The sequence below is a fragment of the Nocardia sp. CWNU-33 genome, assembly GCF_046764895.1.
GTDB lineage: Bacteria > Actinomycetota > Actinomycetes > Mycobacteriales > Mycobacteriaceae > Nocardia.
Map to the genome: position 1 here is coordinate 39,593 of NZ_JBKOQN010000030.1, position 22,995 is coordinate 62,587.

A 22,995-nucleotide genomic window follows, 5' to 3' on the forward strand; every position below is an offset into this window, starting at 1 on the left:
GCAGGACAACGTTACTGTGCCCGCCACGTAAATGCGGGGAACCCGGCCATGGACGGTGTGGTTCCGACCGGCACTATTACTAACGTCCGCGTCCGCAGCCTCGATGGCGTGGACCTGGCCGCAACCCTTGTCGCCCAAAAGAGCCAGGAGTATCAGGCGTTCGCCATTCGGACGGTGGCAAAGGGGATGACAACGGGGTCAGCGCTGGCGCTCGAGTGCCTCGTCCGGGAAGGTTGATGCAGTAATCGGCCGGGGTGGCGGGTGGTTGCGGCCCGGTGAGCGGTTGTGCTGCGTCGTGACTCTGTAAACAAGCCATTCGAGGGCACATAAGGTGCGTAGAATCGGGAGAAGTTAGCGGACAGGGGGGCTATGAATCCTGGTGGTAACTCGATGTTTCGGGACCAAACGGGTGCCATGGTCGTGCGTTTCGAGGCGGGGCCGCAGATTGCCGTGCTTATCACGCGTGGTGAACTCTCGCTACGCTGGCGAAGTCCGTGGCTGTGGATTATGACGGCGGGGGTCGCCGCGGTTGCCATGACCTACCTGTCTGCCAAGATGGCGCTCCGACGGTCCGGCCCAACTGGCCATAACTACACCTGGGGTAGTGGCGTCGCCGTACTGGTTGCCGGCGCCGCGATCTACGTCGGAGTATTGCTTCTCTTCGGGTGGTTCTCGGTGCGGGAGGCCCGGCACGGATCGCAGCGGGTCCGCAGGTATGCGAGTCCGGGGGCGGTACTGCAGGCCAGATACCTGAGCGATGGCCTAGAGGTGACGACGACCCTCGGGACGACGGCGTATCAGTTCGCGAAAATCGGCAAGATCTCCGTCGGCACGCACACCGTGGCGCTGACCGGTGCCGGCCGCTGGCTGGTGCTGCCCCGTGAACTCGTTCCCGCTGAAGCGATTTCGTTCCTCGAACGTTCGATCGCCGCAGGATGAAGTCGTCGCGGGGCGCAGTGGCGGCGCCGGGCCTGGTGGCCACGATCGAGTCCGGCCGGCGAGCTTGTGCGCAAGGCTCTTTCGAGGTGCGGTCACCGGACGCGTGGTCGGTAGCCGCTGGTTGTCCCGCCACCGTGGAAGTCGCGCTCACCGATCCGGTCCCATCGACCTACTCGGGGGTCCACGCGCTGCGCTGAGCGAGCAGTAGGCCGATCAGGCCGGCTTCCTGACTTTGGGTGCTGATCATGTCCCGGGCGATCTGTTCGACGGGGCCACCGTCGAGTTGTTCGTCGGCTGCCTGAGCCATGGCGATACCGCCGTAGTGGTGGCGTTGCATCAACTTCAGGAACAGGGTGTCCGCATCTCGGCCCGAGGCCGCGGACAGTGCGTCGAGTTCGGCTCGGGAGGCCATTCCCGGCATGGCGGCGGCAGTGGGTGCCGCGGTGGTCGAGGTCGCCTGGTGGTGGCTGGATTGCGCCTGATGATCGGTATCGTGCATCCAAGCCATCGGATGCGGGTTGGTGGAGGTGGTACCGGCCAGGCGGAGCCAGCCCAGCATCATCCCGATCTCTAGACGTTGACTATCCGCGATCTGTTGCGCGAGCCTCAGCACCGTCGGATCGTCAGCCTGCCGCAGACGTTGCACCATGACCAGCGCTTGCTGGTGATGGGCGGTCATATCCTGCACGAACCCGATCTCGGTCTCGTTGAGAATCACTGTGGGAGAAGGGGTATCAGGGATCACGAGTGGGCGGATCGCCGCGCCGAGCACCATGAGAAGCAGTGCGAGCGAACCGAATGCGGCCGCCGCGACCCAGCTGCGTCGTTTCATGCCCCGCCCGTCGAGTGCTGATCGGCAGGCGGGGTATACACCTCGGGCGCGAGTTGCAATGTCGAGAAACCGTTGTCGGCGCAAGCCGCCCAGAGCTGGGTGCCGTGCCATTCGGGGGCGGAGAAGCACCAGTCGGTGGACAGGTCGCCGAACGCCAGATCGCCGGTGCGGGTGCTCATTGCGGTGGCCGGATCGAAGATTCCGTCATTCAGTGCCTGCATCACAGACGGTCCGCTCAGCAAAGGAGCGCCGATGATCGAGGCGAGTGCGTGCGGCGAATTCCACAGCTCGACGTTGTGCCCGGTCTTGGCAGGCGGGTTGTAGTAGGCGATCTCCCGGACATGGAACGGATCGCGCACGTCGAAAACCCTGATACCGGAAGAGATCCAGCCGCACGCGAGTGCTGTCGGATTCGAGGGACGATCAGCAGCGCAGTAGTGTGCGTCATAGGCGAATATGGAGCCGCCCATGCTGGAGGCGATGGCGTTGTCTCGGTGTTCGGACAGGTTGATCTCGAGTTTTATCGAGTTCACCACCCGGGGTTGGGTGTCGTCGAAGATATCGATGAGTTTGACCCCGCCGGAACCTGCTTCATCGGCAACGAAAAGATAAGGCCTGCCGCCGTACTCGACGGGGATCGCTTGCTGGGTTGCCCAGCCGTCGGTCCATGTCATCTCGGCAATCACCGGAACCTGCGGGTCCGGATCTCGACGCTGTACGGCGCTCGTGTCGAGGATGGTCAGTCCGCCCATATTGTTCGCCAGATACAGCCGATTGCCGTCCGCACGTAAACCCATCCCGTGCATCGATGTGCCGGGCATGCCCTGCCAGATGACGCGCGGGGTGGCCAGGTCGGTCAGGTCGACAGCGCTGACGATTCCGGGAACGACGCCCGATGCCCAGTACGTGTTGCCGTCCGGGGAGAACCCGCCCTCGTGCGCGGTGATCGGGATGGGCAAGGTCAGATCAGTGCCCGGCCCGGGATTGAGCAGACGTGGGTGCGCACAGTCGGAGACGTCGTATACCGAGATCAGGCCGGCGCCGGTGAGTGCCGGAGCTCCGGTGCCCACCAACAGTTTTCGGACCGGGTTGACCTTGAGGCTCTCCCAGGTCCCGGCGAGCATCGCGGGTTCGGTCAGCGTTGCCGTCAGCACCGGGTTCGTCGGGTCGGAAACATCGATCACCTGCACTCCGGTCGCCGGGCCGAGCAGATTACCGGGGAAAAAACTGCCCAGGTAGACGCAGTGATCGAAACTCGTGGAAGTGATGCCGCCGCCACGTCCCGCGTACCCGCCCACGCGCGTGATGTTGCAGCGGTACCCCTGAGTGCTACGACCGCTGTCGCGGTCGGCCGCCGAAACATCACCTTGCAGGCCGGGTTCGGGCATAGCGTCGCCACGACAGTCAGCACGTCCGGCAGCGGTGTTCGCGATGCCTTGCACTTCCTGTATAGAACCGGCAGTGCCTTCGGGCGGTTGCGCCACGCTGGTGGCCACCGGGAGCAGCGCCGCGGCAGCGGCTACGGCAATGAGCCGCCTGACGCGGCGAATCGGGAGTGATCTCATATTCCGCCCTCACCTATGAGGGCACCTTCCTACTGGTATTTCGATGGCAGGACCCGCTCGTCGCCGGATGCGCGGGTATAAGGGCTCGACCGTTGGGGCTGCGCCCTTATAGGACTCGACCTCAGCCGGGCAGATTCGGGGGACCGCAGGTTCCCCCACTCCTGAGCGACCAGCTCGATGGCTCCGGGGCCGACGGCCGATCTGGCCGACGCCGAAGCCTACTGATGAAGACGGCCGGAACCACCGTCAGCCAGATAGTCGCGGCTGGATGCGCGCCCATTTGATGCTGAGCCGATAAACCTGGCGAGCGCGATGTCCTCGCGGTAGTGATAGTAGAAGTCGACCGAATCGCCGTACGGCTCGACGGCACCACTGGCCGCGTACCGACTCCAGTTGCTATCCGGGGCATGCCCCTCGTTCTGAAATCCTGCCGACGCCACGCCCCACATAAAGTCCGATCCCAGCGGCGGCAACCCGGCCCCTGGCGTCGCGCCCGCGACAATGCCGGACAGGGTAACCACCGATAACACAGCGACTGCCGCGGACTGGAACGCGAGCTGCATGGGCCGTCTGATCACGAGGGTCTACGTTACGGAGCATTGAGGCCATTCGGCCCGAACAGCAGACCTTTGCAGACCCCGTCCGGTAGCACCGGTTGTCTGCAGCTGGATGCCTCCTGCCTGTGATGTAGTTGAGGCGCTAGATTCCGGTCGGTTGGTCCTTTGATGGACGGTCCGGATCGACGTGTCCACGACAATGCGGCGCGCCGATGACTTACATCGAGCAACAGCAACAACAGGTGCGTCGACGGACGCACATCGTGTACGCGGCCTTGTTCACCGTGCCCTCCGGGCGACCCGGGGTACCAGGGATCGGCTGCTGCACGTCGAGCAGTGCTACATCTCCATCGGCGTGCATCCTCGCTTTTCTGCTTTCCGCCGGGCGCTTTCGGCTCGTCTGAAAGTACCGACGCCGCCGGCCCCGCGTGGATTGGGCGGTGTCTGCGCGCCCCGTTCGTGGCCATACCGGCGTCTACCTGTTTGGAGGCAGTCCCAATCCGGGGCGCGCCCCGGATACAGGACAGGACTACAGATGATGGCCAACTACGTTTTCTCCTACCGTGTGTCCTCCGACTACAGGCCCAACGCCGGGACGCCGGCCGAGTGGCAGGCATGGTTCGGCGGGATGGGCTCGGCCCTGGTGGACCTCGGCCACGCGGTGCCCGATTACGCCTTGCTCGGCGAGGTCGGCGGCAGCGGCTCCCGGATGATCGGCTACTCGGTGGTGTGCGCCAAGGACATGGACTCCGCGCTGGCGCTGGCCAAGGACTGCCCGGCGCTGCGGGTGGGCGGCGGGGTCGAGGTCGGCCCCGTGATGGAAGTCGCCGGGTCGTGAGCGCCGAACTCGGCACACCCACCACCGATGCCAGGAGCCGGTCGCGCGGTTCGATCAACGAGGAAGCGGCGCCATGCGCAAGGTGATCGAATATGTGCTGGTCTCGGCCGATGGCGTCACCGAAGATCCGGTGGCGATGGGGGTGGGCGAGCACCAGGACGAGGCCTACCTGCGCGATGGCCTTGGCCTGCTGCAGGCGTGCGACGCGTTGCTGTTCGGCCGCAACATTTACGAGCAGTTCGCCGAACTGTACAGCGGCGGGACCCACAAGCCGATGTGGGCGGACCGGCTCAACGAGATCCCGAAGTACGTGTTCAGCTCCACACTGGAGAAGGCCGACTGGGGCGACACGACCATCATTGGAGGCGACGTCGTCACCGAAGTCGCACGGCTCAAACAGCAGGACGGGGGGAACCTGCTGATTCTCGGGCACGGCTTGCTCGGGGAGACGCTGCTGCGCGAGCGGCTGATCGACACGATCGACCTCGCGATCTACCCCTTCCTTGTAGGCAGCGGAGCGCAGTTCTACTTCCGCCTCGGCCAGCAGGCAACATTGAGGCTCGCAGCCGTCAAGGCGTTCTCGAAGGTAGTCAAGCTGACCTACGAGGTGGACAAATAGTCGAATCCGCGGCCCGCGCCGCCTGAAATCCCGCCGAGTTGGTGAGGACCCCGATCGAATCAAACGACTGGTGTTCCTGAGTTCCTTCACAGTGCCGAGCGGAAACTCGCTGGCCGATGAGTTCCCACCCGAAACGAGCGCTGTCTTCGCCATGGCGGATCCCGCCCAAGGACTCCTGCTGCCGTTCGAGCTGATACGGGAACGCGCCTGCAACGACATGCCGCTCGCCGACGCGGAAACTCTCCACGCCGCGATGACGCCCGTTCCTGTCGCCTACTTCACCGATAAGCTCGATCTCACTACCTTCTACGAGCTGATCGGCAGCGGAAAACTCAAGACCAGCTACGTCAACCCGGTCAATGACATCGCACTTCCGCCGGGCGAATACGGCTGGGAGACAAGGGCACAGCGGCTCGGCCCCCTGTGCAGGATCCTCCACACACCAGGCGCCCACTACGCGATGACCACCCAACCCACCGAACTCGCCGACACCCTGATCCAAGCCGGACGCGACTGACAGAAACCCCCAGCGAGACAGTCGCCGGGTTTGGGCCGCGGTCACAGCGATGACCGCGGCCCAAAGCCCTTAGCCTTGCACGAATTCGTAGGTGTAGAACACCAGGCCGTCACCGATCTTTCGTGTGTTGACCAGGTGCAGCGGCTTCTTGTCGCTGGTCTCGTCGAAGATACGCAGGCCGGTTCCCAGCACGACCGGGAAAACGACCAGCCGCAGTTCATCGGCCAGGTTCTGTTCTATCAGTGTGCGCACGAGCTGATAGCTGCCGTAGACCAGGATTTCCCCGTCCACTTTCCGCTTCAGCTCCGAAATCTCCTTTACCGCATCGCCGTTGAGGACCGTGGTGTTGCTCCACTGAGGATGTTCGAGAGTCGACGACACGACGTACTTGGGGAGGCTGTTTATTCTGTCCGCCCACTCGGGGCTTACACGGACAGCCGCGCCCTCGCCCGATGACATCCGGGACGCGAACCACTCACTGCTCCGCCCGCCCAGCAGTAACGCCTCGACACCCAGCGCTTCCTCCGTCTCGCGGGCCTGCCAGTCTTCGAGGTCCTTACCCCCCACGAACTGGTGGAACCAGCCGCCCCGCTCGAAGCCCTCCGAACCGTCCGGGTCTTGGACCACTCCATCGAGTGTGACATTTGAGCTGATGACGATCTTTCCCATTTCCGTGCTCCTTTGACAATGCTGTCGGCTATCACTGGTCTAGACGCCGCGGCATCGGAAAAGGGGGCGCTGCTCGACCGCCCCGTTCGCGCCTTGGTCGGCGTCCATACAGGATGGAACTGCACACAAGGAATGAGGTGGCGGGAGTGGAGTTGGCGAGAACAGACCTGATGTCGAGGGCGCAGACCGGCGACGGCGAGGCATTCCGAGCGCTGACCGAGCCACACCGTCGCGAGCTACAGGTGCACTGCTACCGGATGCTCGGATCGTTTCAGGATGCCGAGGACGCTCTCCAGGACACGATGCTCGCCGCTTGGCGAGGTCTCGAACGATTCGACGGGCGCGCTTCACTTCGCACCTGGCTCTATCGCATCGCCACCAACCGGTGCCTCGACGCGCTGCGCTCTGCTCGCCGACGTCCTGCAAAGCAGTGGGACATCCCGGGAATCGAACCACCAGAACCCACCCGACTCGGCGAAATCCACTGGCTAGAGCCCTATCCCGACGCCCTTCTGGACGGTGCGATCAGTGTGCCGCTCGGTCCGGATGCGCGCTACGAGCAAACCGAATCCATTTCCCTGGCCTTTGTGACCGCCCTGCAAATCTTGCCGCCTCGCCAGCTCGCCGTCCTCATCCTGCGCGACGTCCTCGGATTCCACGCGAACGAAGTAGCCGACATGCTGGACACGACCGTCGAATCGGTCAAAAGCGCCCTCAAACGCGCGCGTGCAGGAATGCAGCGCCGACTGCCGGTGACTACTGCCCGAGAGCAGCCGCCTGCTAGCGACTCACCTGCCGAGGACGCGATCGTCGCGAAATTCGTCAGCGCCTACGAATCTGCCGACATCGACGCGTTGGTGGCTCTGTTGACCGACGACGTCTTCATGTCGATGCCACCGATGCCGCTGGAATACCAGGGCCTAGACAGCGTGGCCCGCTTCTTCGCATTCATTTTCGGCTCGGCACAGAGATCCGAACTGGTGCCGACGCGAGCCAACAGTCAGCCGGCATTCGGGGTCTACCGACACACCCCCACCGGCATCCACGGAGTCGGCCTCTTCGTCCTCACCCTCGCCGGCGACCGAATCAGCGCCATGACCCGCTTCGAAAACACTGTCCTCCCCATATTCGGCCTGCCGCAATCCCTCCCGAGTGCACAGTAGACCGCCTTCGAGTCATGCCACGTACCACCGACACACTACCCTGACCAGTGGATACGTCATATCCGCACTGCGCACCGAGACGTGCCCGGACATCTTCATCAACATCGGGGTGGACGCGCCGTTCTCGGCGGCGTGGGTGAGTGCGCTACGCCGCAGCTGCTGTCCGGAAACTCGCGCACCGACTGGCGATGACGCACTCGCCCCCCAGACCAACGAACGCCGTTGCGTGGACCTCCGCAAGCTGTCGTCGTTTCCGCCATGCATCCTTCAAAAGCACGGCAGTCGGTAAAAGCTCGTCAATGACATGTCTTCGACATAAACACGCTGGTCAATGCTATGAAGTTGCCGTGAGCTGGAGATAAGTGCCGTCATCGGTGCATAAGCGCGCCGATCGCGTCGTTGGCTTCGCGGATCGCGGGAACCGCGGCGAACCGGGTGGATTCATGACGAAAGTCGCGCAATCGTGAACCAATTCGACCCGCCACCCATGGCTCGGCCTGAGGCGCCGCCGTGGTGATCAGACCTGCGGCCTGCTCGGGCTCATCGAGCAGCAGTTGGACCCTGGCCAGGGTGACCATCTCGAACACCTGGTCACGACCAGATGTCGACGCACGCAACGAGCGACCGACGTGGTCCTGCGCCCGGCGCAGCACCTGTGGGCGACCGCAGTCGAGGCCACGGTAGCCCGCACCGACGACCCGGTGCAGGTCGGCCGGACCGGGCACCCGACGGCGAGGGCCGATCAGACACGCCAGCTCCGCGGCGCGCAGACTGCGACCGGCCGGGACATGGATCGCATCGATAGGATCCGGTTCTTGTCGGCAGTCCTCGGCGAATGCGGTCAGCCGCCGGAATACCTTCTCCTCGCCCAACATCAGCTGCGCCCACGCCTCCCGGGTAGCCAACGCCGCGTGCAACGCCGGACCCAGCGAGTGCCGAGCCGCGTATTGCGCGAACCGGGTCAATTCCAGGGCCTCGGACGCACGGTTGCGGTCCAAGTACTGGTAGGCGAGCGAGGACAGGACAGCGGCCGCCAAGGCATCGTCACCCGCGGCGTGCGCCCAGCGCGCGGCCAGGATTCCGTAGTGGTGTGCGGCGGCGATGTCCTCGACGTCCCAGGCCATCGCGGAAGCGATATCGGCCAGTTCGGCAGCGGCGAGATAGACCCGCGCCGACGCGGTGTCGAGGCGATCACGGTGGCGAGCCAACCAGGCCGTCACGACCTCGCGGGCAGTGGTCGCGTCGTCCCATTGGTGCGCACGGGCCCACCGGACGAGCGCCTCCGCATCGTCGGGGGCAGGCGAATCGTCTGTGGAATGGACGAACACCGCCTGCAACAGGGGGGCGAGCTCATCGAGCACACTCGCCGCGGTGGTCGCGCCGATACGCACACCCAGAGCGGTTTGATAGGCGGCGACGTGCTCTTCACGGACAGCGCGGACCCCGGTTTCCAGCTGACCCAGATACGGCTTGGAATAGCAGGTGCGTGCCGCCATCCCGGCCAGGGTGACCCCGGCCGCGAGCCGGGCGGCACGCAGCACTGCGCCGACATCGCCATTCGGATGGGATTGCACCGCTGGATCGTACCGAGCGGTTCGCCTACCGGTGGCGACCCGGGAGGTTGTCATCGGCACAGTCCGAGAATGCGGTGAGCGATTATGTTCCTCTGATGCATGCTTCTGCATGGGTCCTTCATACCGTCTGGTCACCACACGAGAGAAGAACTCCGTCCCGGGGGCCGGCCCCGGGGCGGAGGCCTTTTCGGAGTCGGCTACTTCTTCCTCCACGAACGTCGGTCCGCGGATCAGGACAGCAGCTGCTCGATGCGGGTAGTGCAGAAGCCGGTGATGTTCATCTCCGGCGGTAGCTGTATGCGATTGGCCATACGCAGCAGGGGAACCGACAGCAGCACGGCCGCCAGGATCTCGTTGTACAGGAGATTGCAGACCGGCATCCCGGTGCGCTTCTCGTAGTAGGCGATGGTCTCCTCGCGGGTCGGTGTGCCGGGCAGCGGCGCACGACCCTCGAATTCGCTGCTGGCCCAGTCCAGGAACAGCAGCCAGGCCAGGTCGGCCTCGTGATCGCCGAGGTAGGCGATCTCCCAGTCCAATACGCCGCTGACCCGGAAGTCATTGTCGTACAGAATGTTCGACATGCGGGCGTCACCCCAGCAGAGCGTGATGTGCTCGGGCTCATAGAGGTTGGCCCGCAGATAGGCGATGGCCCGCCGATAGGTCTCGGGTTGATCGCCCGTCGTGGCCCAACCCAGCGCCGAGTCCAGGTAGTTGACGATCTGCTCGACCGGGCTGCTGCCGTGCTGTGGCAGCGCCAGAAAGTCGAGTCGCAGTGCCCGCCAATCCAATCGGTGGATATCGGCGATGGTGTCGACACACCCCCACCACATGCGCTCACGCTGCTCCGGCGTGGCCTCGAAGTAGTTGCCCGCCACATGATATGAGGGAAAGTCGCTGGGCGCTTCGCCCGTGAGCCGGTTCATCACGAAGTACGGGCTGCCGAGATCGCTGCCTTCCCGGTCCAGCCAGATCGGCGTGGCGACGGGGATATCGATGTCGGCCAGCCGCTGCATGACCAGCACCTGCCGCAGCAGATCGTAGTCGGGAAACAGCGCCATCTCCGGTGGACGCCGGAAAACCAGTGGCAGCGACCTGTTCTCGTCCACGACCTCGAACGTGTAGGTCTCGGTCGCGAATCCACGATCGGTGCGATGGAAATTGCGGACCTGGCCGCCGCCGGACACCGGGAAGTTCCGGTGCACAGCAGGTTCCAGTGCCGCCGCCAGCCGCTCTGCCGACAGTCTAGTGGTGCTCAAGTTCAGTACCCTTCATACCCGTAGCGCTCGTTGCGCCCCATGAAGACCATTTCGACCAGGCCGTAGCCGACCTTGCCCTCGGTCTCGATGCGGCAGAAGGTCTCGCTGAGCATGCTGGCTTGCTTCAGGTCCTTGGTGTCGGTGAGGTCGGCGACGAAGCTGTCGCTCCAGTCCTCGCCCTTCCAGATGCCGGAGGCGTAGCCACGGTAGAAGTCGTATCCCGCAATACCCGGCCAGAAGTCGGAAACGGGGGTGATGGTGAATTCCCGAGTCTTGCCCGCGGCGTCCACGATGGTGAACGTGCCGCCACTGACAACGCGGAAGTCGTCGCGGAAGGTCAGATCATGTCCGGCGTCGCGCACCGGCTGCGGCTGCGCATCGGAGCCGAGCGGCGCGAGCACCGTGCCCTCGAAGTGCCAGCGGTGGCCCTCGGGGGTCTCGCGCTGTGCGAAATGCACCAGCTCGTCCTCGAATTGGAAGATGCCCATGTAGTAGAGGACACCGTCCGGAATCTCACTGGGCTGCAGAATGCCGCCGCCCTCATTGATGGCGCCGCCGCCACCGCCGTGCCGGGTGCCCCACGAGTGATCGCGACCGAACCACCAGGTCTCGGGATCGATCTCGATGCGCTCGCCCTCCACCTCCAACCAGCCGGAGATGCGACCGTTCTGGTAGTAGCGACGGGCGTCCTCACGCACGCGGCCGCGGGTGCGGAAGAAGGCCGGCTCCTGCTCGTAAGCCGGGAATTGCGCGTCGAACTCGAGCTGCAGCTCGATGCCGTGCTCATTGTCGGCGAGGGTGGCGCGCACCTTGTGCAGTGGCTCGATGATCTCGTAGGTGAACGGCCCGACCTGCCAGGAGCCGAGCCCGTCGTGGCGGCCGTCGATCTGCCGGGACATACGCACCACGTGCGCCTTGTCGCCGATGGTGATCATCGCGTAGGCGTCGATGAGATTGCGGTTGGGGTAGCGCGCCATACCGGTCATCACACTCACCCGGCCGGTGGTGTCGAACCCGTACATCACCACCCGCTCGGTCCAACGCAGATCGCTCTGCTGGACGTGGTCGAAGGTGGTGGGCAGCTGGTGGCAGAGCAGTTCGTCCTGTGGCGTCAACATCGACGAGTACCTCTCGGTGCATGTGGCCGCGGCCACACAATTAGAATACGGGCCATAGCGTATTTGAAACCTGTTCTAGATGTAACCTCATTCGCAGAATTTCTTTTCGCCCCGATGGGAGAGTTCCGTGAGCGCACCCCCGCGGACCCGTTCCGGCCCGGGTCGCCCGCGTGACCCGCAACTGGATGCGCAGGTGCTCAGCGCCACGCAGGAACTGCTGGTCAGTGCGGGATATCAGGCCACAACCATTGCCGCGGTGGCCCGCCGGGCGGGCGTGGTCACCACCTCGATCTACCGCCGCTGGCCGAGCAAGCGGGCGCTGGTCGAGGACGCGATCTTCGCCCTGGACGAGTTCAACCACCCGCACCCGAGCGGCGATCTGCGCGCGGATCTGCTGGCCTGGACCCGCCTGTTCCTGGCCGCTTCCGCGCATCCGGCGGCCCGCTCGGCCATACCGGGCCTGCTCTCGGAGTACCACAACGACCACGACAGCTACCGCCGCCTGCTCGATCGCGGCGAGCTGCCCACCCGCGAAGCGCTGCAAGAGTTGCTGACCGTCGCGGCGGACTCGGGTCAGGCCGCGCCCGACTGTGATGCCGACGCGGTGTTCGAACTACTGCGCGGTGCCACCCTGTTCCGGGCGCTCACGCACGGCACCGATGACGCCGACGCATTCTGCGCGCAGATCGCCGACGCCCTGGTCGCGGTGGCCGCGACTACCACGTCGCGCTCCTGAGGCGGCCCGCCCGGCCATCGCTGTCCGACCACCCAGAATTCAGGGTGTCCACCGAATACGCTGTCACCGGGGCAGGCCCAGTACGCGTCGCGCGATGATGTTGAGCTGAATCTCGATGGTGCCGCCGCCGAAGAGGATCGCGGGCAGGCCGAGGAAGTCGAAGGTGTAGGGCTGGTCGGGGTAGCCGACGGCGGCGCGTGGGCCGAGGATCGACATCAGCGCGCGGGAGGCTTCTCGCTGGGCGATGGCGTGCCAGACCTTATGGACGCTGGTGCCGGCGCTGTTGCCGTCGGCGACGCCGTTGAGACGGGCAAAGGCATTGCGCAGATTCAGTGCCGCGACCGAGAGTTCGAGGGCGGTATTCCGGCCGAGCACGCGCACCGCGTCGTCGCGGGAGCCCGCGTGGTCGCCGGAGTCGAGTAGACGGCGCACCAGGGCGCTCGAGCCGTGGCCGAAGGTGGCCGATCCCATGGCGAGTCGTTCGTTGGAGAGGGTGGTGACGGCGATTCGCCAGCCGTCACCGGGGTTGGCGACCACGTGGCTGTCGGGGACGAATACCTCGTCGAGGAACACCTCGTTGAATTCCCAGATGCCGGTGGCCTGCCGAAGCGGTCGCACGTCGATTCCTGCGCTGTCCATGCGGACCAGGAAGTAGGTCAGGCCGGCGTGTTTCGGTACGGCGGGATCCGTGCGAGCCAGGCAGACTGCCCAATCCGCCTCTTGCGCTTGGGAGTTCCACACCTTTTGACCGGTCAGCAACCAACCGCCCTCGACTTTTCTTGCAGCAGTGGACAATCCGGCCAGGTCCGAGCCAGCACCGGGTTCGGAGAACAGTTGGCACCAGATGATGCGGCCGCACAGCGTGTCTGAGACGAACCGGTCGCGCTGCTCAGAGCTGCCGTATTCGATCAGAGTCGGGAGCACCCAGCCACCGATACCCAGTTCGGGTTGGGTGAGATCGCGGCGGGCGAATTCCTCGGCGATTACCGCCTGTTCGGCCGGGCCCGCACCGAGTCCGTAGGGGTGCGGGTAATGCGGTGCCACCAAGCCGTCGGTTACCAGCCGGGCCCGGCGGGCCGCGCCGCGTGCCGGCGCCCAACCGGCGGACGGTATTTCGTCGTCGGGCATGGCGGCCACCTCGTTCAGAACGGCCCCGACCCGGGCGCGCAGTTCGGGCAGCGATTCCGGTGTGACGAACGAGAAGTCACGCTCGGCGCCCAGCGACCGCTCCCCCAGTTCGCGGGCCCAGTGGTCCGCTCCACCGCCGGCCGCGGCGAGGCTGATCGCCCGTCGCCAATACAGGTGTGCGTCGTGTTCCCAGGTGAATCCGATGCCGCCGAGCAGGCTGACGCAATCCAACGCCTGGTCGACTCCGGCGGGTACGGCGGTCACTGCGGCGTGCGCGGCGGCGAGGCGTTGCTGATCGGTGGTCTGGGTTTCGGCGCGCGCCGCGTCCCAGGTGGCCGCGGCGGTCACTTCGGCGCGGACCAGCATGAGCGCCGCCTTGTGCTGGACGGCTTGGAAACTGCCGATCGGACGGCCGAATTGTTGTCGCATGCCGACGTATTCGACGGCGGTATCCAAGAACCAGGTGCAGACACCGGTGGCTTCGGCCGCCAGCAGCGCGGTCATCCACAGCTGCGCCGCCGCCGGATCGATGCCCTCCAGCACCTGTGCCGCGGGCACCGGGTAAGCATCGAATTCGGCGCGGCCGACCGAACGGGTCAGGTCGACCGCTTCGACCCCGATCACCGGTACCAAGGCATTCGTGTCGGCGGATGTGAGCCAGAACCACATGCTCACACCGGGATTGCCGTCGATCTCGGCGCGCACTACCAGACGTCGTCCGCCCGGCAATCCGAGCGCCGGATCGGAAAGGCCGGACACCACCCAGCCGTCCGGGTGCCGGGTTGCCCGCAGCGCGGTCCCGGTGACCACCGCACCGGTCATGCCGGCGCTGAAGTCTTCCAGCAGCCGTTTCGAGCCGGACACCGCGAGCATTGCCAGCGCGCTCGCGGTCACGGTGGACAGGTACGGGCCGGGGAACAATGCCGCGCCCAATTGCTCGATGACAACCGCAAGCGTCGCCAGTCCGCACTCGTCGCCCCCGTTCGCCGCGGGCAGGTGCAGATTGTGCAGGCCCTGCTCACACAGCGCGTCCCAGACTTCGGCGGGCATTTTCCCGACCGCGTAATGATGAAGGTGATCGGGGGTCTGCGAGGGTGGGGCGATCTTGCGGGCGAACGCGGCGACGGACTCGGCCAGCGCGCGCTGATCGGCGTCTACGGCGAGGGACATCGAAGTGCTCCTGAGATATGAATTCGTAAGTACTGGAGACGATCTCGTCGTCAATGGGGGGCAGTCAGCCGGGTGGACAGTTCCCACAACGCCATGGCCGTGTCCGGGTCAGTGGCGTGGTCGGCGGCCCGGCCGATCTCGCAATCGGCCAGGTACGCGCCCTGGTGCGCATCGAGTTCCGCCGCGGTCGCGGCCCACACCGACGTCGCCGCGCCCTGCTCGACCGATTTCGGGTGGGACAGCTGATCCGGAGCACCGGCACTGAGCCGCTGCATCTCGGCGAAGTCGTCGCGAGACATGAAGCGGGCCAACCCTGTCACGCAGACACCCGGGTGCACGGCGTAGGCGGCGACCGGAGCCGCAGCCAGCCGCCGCTGCAATTCGACGGTCATCAGCACATTCGCCGCCTTCGATTGGGCGTAGGCGACGAACCTGTCGTACGGGCGCTGCCAGCAGTGCGGGTCCTGCAGGTCGATCGCATAGGCACGGTGTGCGTCGGAGGAGAGCGTGATCACCCGCGCCGGACGTCCGGTCCGCACGCCGGTGGCTGCCAGCACCGGGAGCAGTTGGGTGGTGAGCAAGAAGTGCCCGAGATGGTTTGTGGCGAACTGTAATTCGAATCCGCTACCGGTCCGGATGAGCGGCGGGTACATCACCCCGGCGTTGTTGATGAGCAGATCGAGACCGGTGCGCCGTAGTGCGAGAATGCCCGCGGCGGCGAGCACGCTGTTCAGATCGGTCAGGTCCAGGCCGATGACGTCCAGGTCGGCGTTCGGGTGCCGCTCGCGGATCCGGCGAGCGCGATCGACCGCGGCGTCGAAGTCTCGGGCGGCGAGTACCACGGTGGCCCCGGCGGCGGCCAGGGATCGGGCGGTCTCCGCCCCTAGCCCACTGGTCGCCCCCGTCACCAGGGCAGTGCGCCCGCTGAGATCGACACCGTCGAGCACCTCGTCGGTAGTCCGTGCTGCTCCGCCAGGATGGGGAGAGATGATCATGCCTCTGGCAGGTCCTTCCATTCGGCCGACAGTCGTGCCGACCAGACCGGTTCGCGATGTTCGAGGCGGGCGCGCATGCCTTCGGCGGCGTCGGGGCGACCCATGACCCGCAGATGCAGCTCGGTTTCGAGATCGGCGACGCGGGTAGGGTGATAGCCGCGAATCGCGGTGTCCCACAACAGTCTTTTGCTCAGCGCGGCGGACAGGGGGGCGACATTGACCGCCATGTCCCGGGCCAGTTCGAGGGCGGCAGGGAGTACCTCGGCAGCGGGCAGGCAGCGGCTGGCCAGCCCGAGGCGGACTGCCTCGTGACCGTCGAATGTCCGGCCGGACAACAGAATGTCCGCCGCTACCGCCAGGCCCGCGACGCGGGCCACCGTCCAGTGCGCCATCGCATCGGGCAGGACGCCGAGCCGCACCTGCGGAATGGAGAAGCGGGCGTCGGCGGCGACGAGGCGAATGTCGGCCTGCATGGCCAGCGTCATGCCGATGCCGATGGCGTGCCCGTTCACGGCGGCGATCACCGGTTTCCGCAGCGCGAATGCGGGCGGATCGACCGGAGAGGCGGAAAACGAGCTGCCATCGGGACTTTCGAAGGTGTCCGCACCGCCGGACAGGTCCGCTCCGGCACAGAAGGCGGGAGCGGCACCGGTCAGCACGAGCACCCGCACCGCATCGTCGGCGTCGAGGTCGCGGTACGCCTGCCCGATCGCGCGCCCCATGGCGCTGGTGAAGGCATTGCGGCGCTGTGGGCGGTCCAGGGTCAAAACCGCCACCCCGCCGTCGATTTCGACGCGCAGGCCGCTCATGAGGCGGCCTGCAGCGCGGCGATCAGGTCCATGACGTGTGCGGCGTCGACCTCGTATCCCGGGAAATAGCAGCAGATCCGGTCGGCGTAGGCACCGAAGCGAGCCACGATGGCGGCAGCGCAGTCTTCGGGTGTGCCGTGGACGGCCAGCGTCCGGAGCATCCGGTGATCGATGAGCTCGGTCATCGCGGTGACCTCGCCCCGCTTGGACAGGGCATTCAATTCCGGTTGCAGATCTCCCCACCCCTCCACGTCGAGCACCGAACGGTAGGCCGGAGTCGATCCGTAGAAGGCGAGCAATCGGCGAGCACCGTGGGCGGCGGCGTCCAGTTCGACCGCGGTCCGACCGGTCGCGACCACCACCTGCGGGTAGATCGCCAGCTCTGCCGCGTCGCGGCCGGCGCGCTCGAGGCCCTCCGCAATGGCGGGCCGGGTGCGCTCGCGGAAGTGGCGGGCGCTGTTGAACGGCATGACCAACAACCCGTCGGCGACTTCGGCGGCCACCCGGGTCATGATCGGACCCAGCGCGCCGAGGCAGATCTCCGGCAGCCCATAGGGATTGGGCCCGGGGTCGAAGGTCGGCGGCATGAGGGTATGCCGGGTGAATTCACCCTCGAAGCGCAGTGTCGTGCCGTGTTGCCAGGCACCGAGGATCGCCTTGACCGCCAGCACCGCTTCCCGCATCCGCGCCGCCGGCCGCGACCACTCACCGCCGTAACGCTTTTCGATGTGCGGTCGGGTCTGCGAGCCCAGCCCGAGCCGGAACCGGCCGCCGCTGAGCAGGTGTAGATCGTAGGCTGCGTGCGCCAGATGCAGCGGGCTGCGCGGCAGGGCGATGGCGACATTGGTCATCAGATCGACCGGTTCCGCGCCCGCCGCCAGGGCCAGCGACAGGAAGGCATCGTGCGCGCCCTCGAAGGTGAACAGTCCGTCGGCGCCGCATGCGACCAATTCGGCCGCCCGAGCGGCCATTTCGCCGGGTCGTCCGTCCAGCTGCAGATCGACCTTCATCGAGCCTCGGAGGGTGGCTGAAATTCTCTTTCCACTATTACATAGTAGCATGTTACGTTATTAGGGGTGTTCCAGATCACGCCTGCTTTCTGTTACGCAGCCCGGCCCATTTTCGGAATCCCCGGCGATCGGTCCGCAGTACGACCAGATGGTCAAATACGCGACCGCGCTGCGGTCGGGCACCTCCGAAAGTGACCCCTTACAGCAGATTCCTGCTGGACATGGACAGACGCCTGGACCTGACCGGACAAGCCGCTTGAATCCCTCGCAGCCGGGGGCACGCGCGCCCTCTGCGCTGTTCACCACGCCACCAATCCGACCCACACAATCGACAACCACCTGATCCCAAACTGGGCGAAAACGACCATTCGAGTCCCAGCGACAGCCACGCCGACCATCTTCTGGAACCCGCAGCTCGCACACCACACCCTTTGGGACACAACCCGTGTGCGATATTTACAGGACACGTGTGAATACCAGCGAAACGATCTGCGACCCAGTGCAATTGGTCCTCACCAGACTGCTCGACGGGCTCGTCGCGACTACCCGGATTCTGGCGCTACTGCACCGCGGTGCCGATCTTGCACTGCAGATTGTCCAACTTCTCGATCGCATCGGCGTATCCCGCACGGCCGTAGACCAATTGGTGGTCACCGTCTATGGCATCACCGTGGCCGCCGTCGAGAATCCCGAGGGCTGGCCCCGGAAGCACATCGAGTCGCTCATCGACCGCACCCTGGCATCGGTCGGCATCACCACTCCCGCCGGGGCGTGACACTCAGGCGCGACCAGTCGCCACGCCCTGGGACGCCATAACATACAGGGCATCGGCCAGGCCCGACACGAACGGCTCGACCTGCCCGCCGACGCGCAGTAGGGCGTGGAATGTCGTTGTGCCGGAGAGAATTTCGAAGAGGAGGTCCGGGTCGGTACCCGGCGCTATCCGACCATCGTCGACTGCGCCGCCGAGCAGTTCCGCGAATGCCTTGCGCACCGGAGCCCCAATGGTCAGCAACCGGCGGCGAGCCTCCTCGGTCTGCGAATCGGCGAGCAGTCCCGGCACCCCGGCGCGGGCGGCGGGACTGTCGGCGCGGGCCAGGAATATTCGCACCCAGGTCGCCAGATCGGCGCGCAGATCCCCGGTCGGCTCGGGTAGTGTGTGCGCGCCCGGCCCGTGGATGGCCTCCTCGAGCAGCGCCTGCCTGGTCGGCCAGCGCCGATAGATGGCGGGAGTGTTCACCCCGGCGCGCTTGGCAATCGCGACGACGGTCGTCTGCGGATAACCGACCTCGGCGAGCAAGTGGCGCGCGGCAATGAGCACGGCGAGGTCCTTGTCGGCGTCACGTGGGCGCCCGGGACGCCGCGGGGTATCCGAGGTCACAATTACATAGTAACCTGTTACGTTATTTGCCAGCGATCCACATCGTACCGGTGAGCCCTCGGATGATCCGTACCAGCGGATTCCAGGAGAAGGCGCCCGCTGGGCGAGGGCAGATCATGAGGTCACCCCTGGCTCGCAGTCCCGACGATCCCTCACCACCGTGGCAGCACTCGGCTCATCGGCGCTGCTCCTGCTCGTCTGCAGCTGTCTGCAGAACAATCCACCCGGCCCCGGATCGGATCAGACCACCGTAACGTCCGCGACCGTGAGTCAACAATCCACACGGCAGCGCAGCCGTGTCCACGCCATCGCCGTAGCAGTCGCGCTGTCCTACGCCGCGATCTCCGGCGCGACGCCGGCCTGGGCGGCCCCCGACTATCAGCCCGCCGGAACGGTCGAAGCCACCTACTACCAGGCGGGTCCGCATCCGGTGGCCACGCGGACCGGCACCGACTGCTGCACATCCACCCGTGATGGCTACGACATCTGGTACCCGGCGGACCTGGGCGCGACCGGGGCGCGCTACCCGATCATCACCTGGGGAGATGGCACAGACGCGCATCCTCGCCAGTACGACTACCTGTTGTCGCATCTGGCCTCCTGGGGTTTCGTAGTGATCGCGCCGGACATGACCAGCACCGGCACGGGTGCTCAAATGCTCGATGCGGTGACCTATCTGACCGAGCAGGACCGTGATCCGGCCAGCGTCTTCTACGAGAAGGTGGATACCCGGTCGGCGGGCGCAATGGGCCACTCCCAGGGCGGATTGGGCGCGCTCAACGCCCTCGCCCGTTCGAGGGGCGCAATCACCACGGCGGTCACCGTCGAGATGCCCTTGCAGGCCCTCTGCAAGGCATTGCCGCTCGTGCCCGGACAGGACATCTGCATCGACCCCACCACACTGACCTCGGGCTCGGTGCTGCTGGTCAACGCCACCGCGGACCCCATCTCCCCGTCGAATCAGCCAGCGCCACAGCAGCAGATCGGCCCGCAATCCATGCAGGGCTATTACGATGCGATGCCCGCTGGGCTGCCCAAGGCCAAGGCAGCGTTGATAGGCGCCAACCACAACGATATTCAGGGCCAGCCCGGGTGCACGAACTACGGGTGCACCGCCGGTGTGGACGGCTACCTCGGCTACCTCACCGCGTGGTTCATGGACCGGCTGCGCGGTGATTCCCACGCGCGCAGCGCATTCGCCTCCGGCACCGGCGAAATATTGCGCAACGCGCACTGGGCCGATCAGGCCAGCAACATCACGAACTGACCGACGACTAGGACTTTCATATGGACGACCGCATCGAGGAACTGCTGGCAAAGCTCGATCTGCCCGGCAAGCTACGACTGATCTCCGGAGCAAGCTTGTTCCGGCTGGCGGGTGATCCCGCCATCGGGCTCGCCGAAATGCCGGTATCGGACGGCCCGTCCGGTGTGCGCGGGGAGAACTGGGACGAGCGCGATCCCTCGGTGAGCCTGCCCTCGGGGACCGCCGTGGCGGCGACCTGGGATCCGCAGCTGCTCGACGAAGTCGGCGCGCTGATCGCCGCCGAGGCCCGGCGCAAGAACGTGTACGCGGTGCTGGGACCGACCATCAATCTGCACCGGTCGCCGGTGGGCGGGCGGCACTTCGAATGCTTCTCCGAGGACCCGGTGCTCAGTGGCGAGATGGCCGCCGCCTATGTCAGGGCGGTGCAGGAGCACGGGGTCAGCGCGTGCCCGAAACACTTCGTGGCCAACGACTCCGAGACCGACCGCTTCACCGTCGATGTCCGCGTCAGCGACCGCGCGCTGCGTGAGCTCTACCTGTACCCGTTCGAACGGGCCGTCGAGGCCGGCTCCTGGATGATCATGGACTCCTACAACGGCGTGAACGGCGTCGCCATGTCGGAGAATCCGCTGCTGGACGAACCACTCAAGGGCGCATGGGGATTCGATGGCGTGGTGGTGTCCGACTGGGGTGCCGTCCGCAGTACCGAGGGCGCGGCCGGGGGCACCGATCTCTGCATGCCCGGCCCCCCGATGCTGTGGGGTGAGCCGCTGCTGGCGGCGATCCGGTCCGGTGCGGTCCCCGAGTCCGCGATCGACGATAAAGTGAGACGGATCCTGCGATTCGCCGCCCGCGTCGGCGCGCTGGACGAATCACCCTGGCCCACCGTGCATTTCACCGACAGTCAGATGCGCGACGTGGTTCGCAACATCACCACCCAGGCCATGGTGCTGGTGCACAACGACGGAACACTCCCCCTACGCCAGGACACCGCAGTCGCATTGCTGGGCCCGGCCGCGACGGAACCGCGCATCATGGGCGGCGGCAGCGCGACGGTGATCCCGGATCACGTCAGCACTCCCCTGACCGGATTGGCGGCCGTACTGTCGGTGACGCATACACCGGGTTACCGCTTGGTCGAGGGGTTGATCCCCGCCCCGCTCGAGCTGATCACCGATCCCGAGACCGAAACGCCGGGAATGAATGTGCGGTACTTTGCGGGTGAGACCGAGATCGGCATCCGGCACCGCGCGACCGGCACCGTGATCATGCTCGGTGACGACCTGGCTACCGAGGCGACGCTGATCGAATTGCACGCGCGGGTGCGCGCCGATGTCGCGGGCGATTGGGAGATCGGTTTCGGTGGCACCGGCCCGGTGCGACTGGATATCGACGCAACGGTGGCGATCGAAGAGAACGTCACGATGACCGGGGGCGATCCGGCCGCGGCACTACTGAACCCACCGCAGCGGTCGGTGACCCGGACCCTCACCGTCGGCCAGGAAGTCGACGTGCGGATCGCCGTCACCGTCCAGGGGGCCATCCCGGGTCTGGGTGTCGTCATGGGCGTCACGCTGGGCATCAAGCGCCCGCAACGCTCGGAGGACGAAGAGTTCACGGCCGCAATCGAATTGGCGCGCACCGCCGAGGCCGCTGTGGTCGTGGTCGGCACCACCGAGCACATCGAGAGCGAAGGCAGCGACCGCACCTCGCTACGCCTGCCCGGCCGCCAGGACGAACTCGTCGCCGCGGTCGCCGCGGTGAATCCGCGCACCATCGTGGTGGTCAATTCCGGTGCTCCGGTAGAGATGCCGTGGCGCAACGATGTCGCCGCCGTACTGCTGGCCTGGTTCCCCGGCCAGGAGTTCGGCACCGCGCTCGCCGAAATCCTCACCGGCGTGGCCGAACCCGGCGGGCGGCTGCCCACCACCTGGCCCAAGACCATCGCCGAGGTCCCCGTCCTCGACACCACGCCGGCGAACAGCGTCCTCGACTACACCGAAGGCATCCATATCGGCTACCGCGCCTGGCTGCGCGCCGGCATCGAACCCGCCTACCCCTTCGGGCACGGACTCGGCTACACCACCTGGTCCTCCAGTGATCTGACGGTCTCCGGCCGCACGGCCACCCTCACCGTCCGCAACACCGGCGCCCGCACGGGAAAGCAGGTCTTCCAGGCATACCTGTCCCGACCGGACAGCGCCATCGACCGCCCGGTTCGCTGGCTCGCGGGCTTCACCACCGTCACCCTCGAACCCGGACAGTCACGCACCATCGACATCGAGCTGCCACAGCGCGCTTTCGAGCACTGGACCGAGCACGGCTGGGAAACCGAGCCCGGAGTCTTCACCCTTCATGTCGGCACATCGGTCACCGATCTTCCCCATACGGCGGACATGAACTGACCCATGCGGCCGTCCGCTCGTCCCCTTGCGCGGAACGAGCGGACGGCGGCGGGCGAACCGGCGCTCGATGGTGCGAATCCGACCCGAATCGGACCTGCGAAAAACCCGGGCCCTGATCACGGCCCGAGAATCCGGTGAGATAGTGCCGGCGCTGGACTGAGAACAGGCCGAAGACCTCGGTAGCGGCAGCTTCGCTTTCAGGTCGACCCCACCGACGGGGCGGCGGACCGTATGGCGGCATAGACGCATCCGAGCTCGGCCGTGACGGGCATGGGGATTGTGAACGGATACAGGTCGGCTCTGCCCATCGCTCTGGTGACCCGGTTGAGCATCAGCGACAACCGATGCCATTCGGACAGGATCGTCGCGACATCCGACTCGGTGTAGGAATTCCGAAGAACGATGCCGACGATACCGGCTTGCAGCGGGCGCAATAGGCACAACGCT

General features: G+C 66.0%; 23 protein-coding genes. 10 read left to right on the plus strand and 13 right to left on the minus strand.

Translation table 11 applies throughout. The annotated features are described in order from the left end of the window. Window positions 1-48: 48 nt before the first annotated feature. Window positions 49-237 carry a hypothetical protein gene (locus ACLMAL_RS30360; RefSeq protein WP_412002208.1) on the plus strand — a complete coding sequence of 63 codons (189 nt, stop codon included), beginning with the start codon at window positions 49-51 and terminating at the stop codon, window positions 235-237. A 270-nt stretch (window positions 238-507) separates the two neighbouring features. After that, on the plus strand, window positions 508-939 hold the full coding sequence (locus ACLMAL_RS30365) for a hypothetical protein (protein WP_412002209.1): 432 nt from the start codon (window positions 508-510) through the stop codon (window positions 937-939). A 169-nt stretch (window positions 940-1,108) separates the two neighbouring features. On the opposite strand, the gene ACLMAL_RS30370 is transcribed toward ACLMAL_RS30365, so the two are convergent. From ACLMAL_RS30370 to ACLMAL_RS30380, 3 genes are all read right to left on the minus strand, one after another. After that, window positions 1,109-1,771: a DUF305 domain-containing protein gene (locus ACLMAL_RS30370; protein ID WP_412002210.1), complete on the minus strand. Its 663-nt coding sequence runs from the start codon at window positions 1,769-1,771 to the stop codon at window positions 1,109-1,111. Next, window positions 1,768-3,336 carry an LVIVD repeat-containing protein gene (locus ACLMAL_RS30375; protein WP_412002211.1) on the minus strand — a complete coding sequence of 523 codons (1,569 nt, stop codon included), beginning with the start codon at window positions 3,334-3,336 and terminating at the stop codon, window positions 1,768-1,770. Before ACLMAL_RS30375 ends, ACLMAL_RS30370 begins: the two co-directional genes overlap by 4 nt. A gap of 218 nt (window positions 3,337-3,554) precedes the next feature. Next, the gene (locus ACLMAL_RS30380) at window positions 3,555-3,899 is read right to left on the minus strand and encodes a hypothetical protein (protein WP_412002212.1); all 345 of its coding nucleotides are present in this window, start codon (window positions 3,897-3,899) and stop codon (window positions 3,555-3,557) included. Window positions 3,900-4,431: 532 nt separating this feature from the next. On the opposite strand from ACLMAL_RS30380, the gene ACLMAL_RS30385 reads away from it, so the two are divergent. The 3 genes from ACLMAL_RS30385 (at window position 4,432) to ACLMAL_RS30395 (ending at window position 5,867) form a co-directional block, all read left to right on the plus strand. After that, window positions 4,432-4,731 (plus strand): hypothetical protein, encoded by a 300-nt coding sequence (locus ACLMAL_RS30385; protein ID WP_412002213.1) that lies wholly within the window; start codon window positions 4,432-4,434, stop codon window positions 4,729-4,731. A gap of 73 nt (window positions 4,732-4,804) precedes the next feature. After that, a complete protein-coding gene (locus tag ACLMAL_RS30390; RefSeq protein WP_412002214.1) occupies window positions 4,805-5,350 on the plus strand; it encodes a dihydrofolate reductase family protein in 546 nt (181 codons plus the stop codon). A gap of 70 nt (window positions 5,351-5,420) precedes the next feature. Continuing rightward, window positions 5,421-5,867 carry a hypothetical protein gene (locus ACLMAL_RS30395; RefSeq protein ID WP_412002215.1) on the plus strand — a complete coding sequence of 149 codons (447 nt, stop codon included), beginning with the start codon at window positions 5,421-5,423 and terminating at the stop codon, window positions 5,865-5,867. Between the two features lie 69 nt (window positions 5,868-5,936). Here ACLMAL_RS30395 and ACLMAL_RS30400 read toward each other — a convergent pair whose 3' ends face one another. Then, window positions 5,937-6,536 (minus strand): dihydrofolate reductase family protein, encoded by a 600-nt coding sequence (locus ACLMAL_RS30400; RefSeq protein ID WP_412002216.1) that lies wholly within the window; start codon window positions 6,534-6,536, stop codon window positions 5,937-5,939. Window positions 6,537-6,706: 170 nt separating this feature from the next. Here ACLMAL_RS30400 and ACLMAL_RS30405 point away from each other — a divergent pair, with 170 nt between their 5' ends. After that, window positions 6,707-7,699, plus strand: a complete 993-nt coding sequence (locus ACLMAL_RS30405) for a sigma-70 family RNA polymerase sigma factor (protein WP_412002249.1) — start codon at window positions 6,707-6,709, stop codon at window positions 7,697-7,699. A 368-nt stretch (window positions 7,700-8,067) separates the two neighbouring features. Here ACLMAL_RS30405 and ACLMAL_RS30410 read toward each other — a convergent pair whose 3' ends face one another. The 3 genes from ACLMAL_RS30410 to ACLMAL_RS30420 form a co-directional block, all read right to left on the minus strand. Beyond that, the gene (locus tag ACLMAL_RS30410) at window positions 8,068-9,273 is read right to left on the minus strand and encodes a helix-turn-helix domain-containing protein (RefSeq protein WP_412002217.1); all 1,206 of its coding nucleotides are present in this window, start codon (window positions 9,271-9,273) and stop codon (window positions 8,068-8,070) included. A gap of 230 nt (window positions 9,274-9,503) precedes the next feature. Next, complete coding sequence (locus tag ACLMAL_RS30415; protein WP_412002218.1) at window positions 9,504-10,529, minus strand: phosphotransferase family protein; 1,026 nt, start codon at window positions 10,527-10,529, stop codon at window positions 9,504-9,506. A 2-nt stretch (window positions 10,530-10,531) separates the two neighbouring features. Beyond that, entirely contained in the window at window positions 10,532-11,647 is a 1,116-nt protein-coding gene (locus ACLMAL_RS30420) for a hypothetical protein (RefSeq protein ID WP_412002219.1), read from the minus strand. A 127-nt stretch (window positions 11,648-11,774) separates the two neighbouring features. Between ACLMAL_RS30420 and ACLMAL_RS30425 the strand changes: the two genes are divergently transcribed. Then, window positions 11,775-12,383 (plus strand): TetR/AcrR family transcriptional regulator, encoded by a 609-nt coding sequence (locus ACLMAL_RS30425; RefSeq protein WP_328412252.1) that lies wholly within the window; start codon window positions 11,775-11,777, stop codon window positions 12,381-12,383. 63 nt (window positions 12,384-12,446) lie between these two features. On the opposite strand, the gene ACLMAL_RS30430 is transcribed toward ACLMAL_RS30425, so the two are convergent. The 4 genes from ACLMAL_RS30430 to ACLMAL_RS30445 are packed head-to-tail and all read right to left on the minus strand — an operon-like array spanning window position 12,447 to window position 17,495. Then, entirely contained in the window at window positions 12,447-14,681 is a 2,235-nt protein-coding gene (locus ACLMAL_RS30430; RefSeq protein ID WP_412002220.1) for an acyl-CoA dehydrogenase, read from the minus strand. 50 nt (window positions 14,682-14,731) lie between these two features. Next, window positions 14,732-15,676 carry an SDR family NAD(P)-dependent oxidoreductase gene (locus tag ACLMAL_RS30435; RefSeq protein WP_412002221.1) on the minus strand — a complete coding sequence of 315 codons (945 nt, stop codon included), beginning with the start codon at window positions 15,674-15,676 and terminating at the stop codon, window positions 14,732-14,734. Continuing rightward, window positions 15,673-16,485, minus strand: coding sequence for an enoyl-CoA hydratase/isomerase family protein (locus ACLMAL_RS30440; protein ID WP_412002222.1), 813 nt, complete (start codon window positions 16,483-16,485; stop codon window positions 15,673-15,675). The genes ACLMAL_RS30435 and ACLMAL_RS30440 overlap by 4 nt, the downstream gene beginning before the upstream one ends. After that, complete coding sequence (locus ACLMAL_RS30445) at window positions 16,482-17,495, minus strand: TIGR03617 family F420-dependent LLM class oxidoreductase (RefSeq protein WP_412002223.1); 1,014 nt, start codon at window positions 17,493-17,495, stop codon at window positions 16,482-16,484. Before ACLMAL_RS30445 ends, ACLMAL_RS30440 begins: the two co-directional genes overlap by 4 nt. A 469-nt stretch (window positions 17,496-17,964) precedes the next feature. Between ACLMAL_RS30445 and ACLMAL_RS30450 the strand changes: the two genes are divergently transcribed. Further along, window positions 17,965-18,270, plus strand: a complete 306-nt coding sequence (locus tag ACLMAL_RS30450) for a hypothetical protein (protein ID WP_412002224.1) — start codon at window positions 17,965-17,967, stop codon at window positions 18,268-18,270. Between the two features lie 3 nt (window positions 18,271-18,273). Here ACLMAL_RS30450 and ACLMAL_RS30455 read toward each other — a convergent pair whose 3' ends face one another. Continuing rightward, window positions 18,274-18,876 (minus strand): TetR/AcrR family transcriptional regulator, encoded by a 603-nt coding sequence (locus ACLMAL_RS30455; RefSeq protein WP_412002225.1) that lies wholly within the window; start codon window positions 18,874-18,876, stop codon window positions 18,274-18,276. A 265-nt stretch (window positions 18,877-19,141) separates the two neighbouring features. Between ACLMAL_RS30455 and ACLMAL_RS30460 the strand changes: the two genes are divergently transcribed. After that, window positions 19,142-20,143: a chlorophyllase/cutinase-like alpha/beta fold protein gene (locus ACLMAL_RS30460; RefSeq protein ID WP_412002226.1), complete on the plus strand. Its 1,002-nt coding sequence runs from the start codon at window positions 19,142-19,144 to the stop codon at window positions 20,141-20,143. A 20-nt stretch (window positions 20,144-20,163) separates the two neighbouring features. Beyond that, the gene (locus tag ACLMAL_RS30465) at window positions 20,164-22,548 is read left to right on the plus strand and encodes a glycoside hydrolase family 3 C-terminal domain-containing protein (RefSeq protein ID WP_412002227.1); all 2,385 of its coding nucleotides are present in this window, start codon (window positions 20,164-20,166) and stop codon (window positions 22,546-22,548) included. Window positions 22,549-22,745: 197 nt separating this feature from the next. Here ACLMAL_RS30465 and ACLMAL_RS30470 read toward each other — a convergent pair whose 3' ends face one another. Then, entirely contained in the window at window positions 22,746-22,991 is a 246-nt protein-coding gene (locus ACLMAL_RS30470; protein ID WP_412002228.1) for a putative zinc-binding metallopeptidase, read from the minus strand. Window positions 22,992-22,995 lie beyond the last annotated feature (4 nt).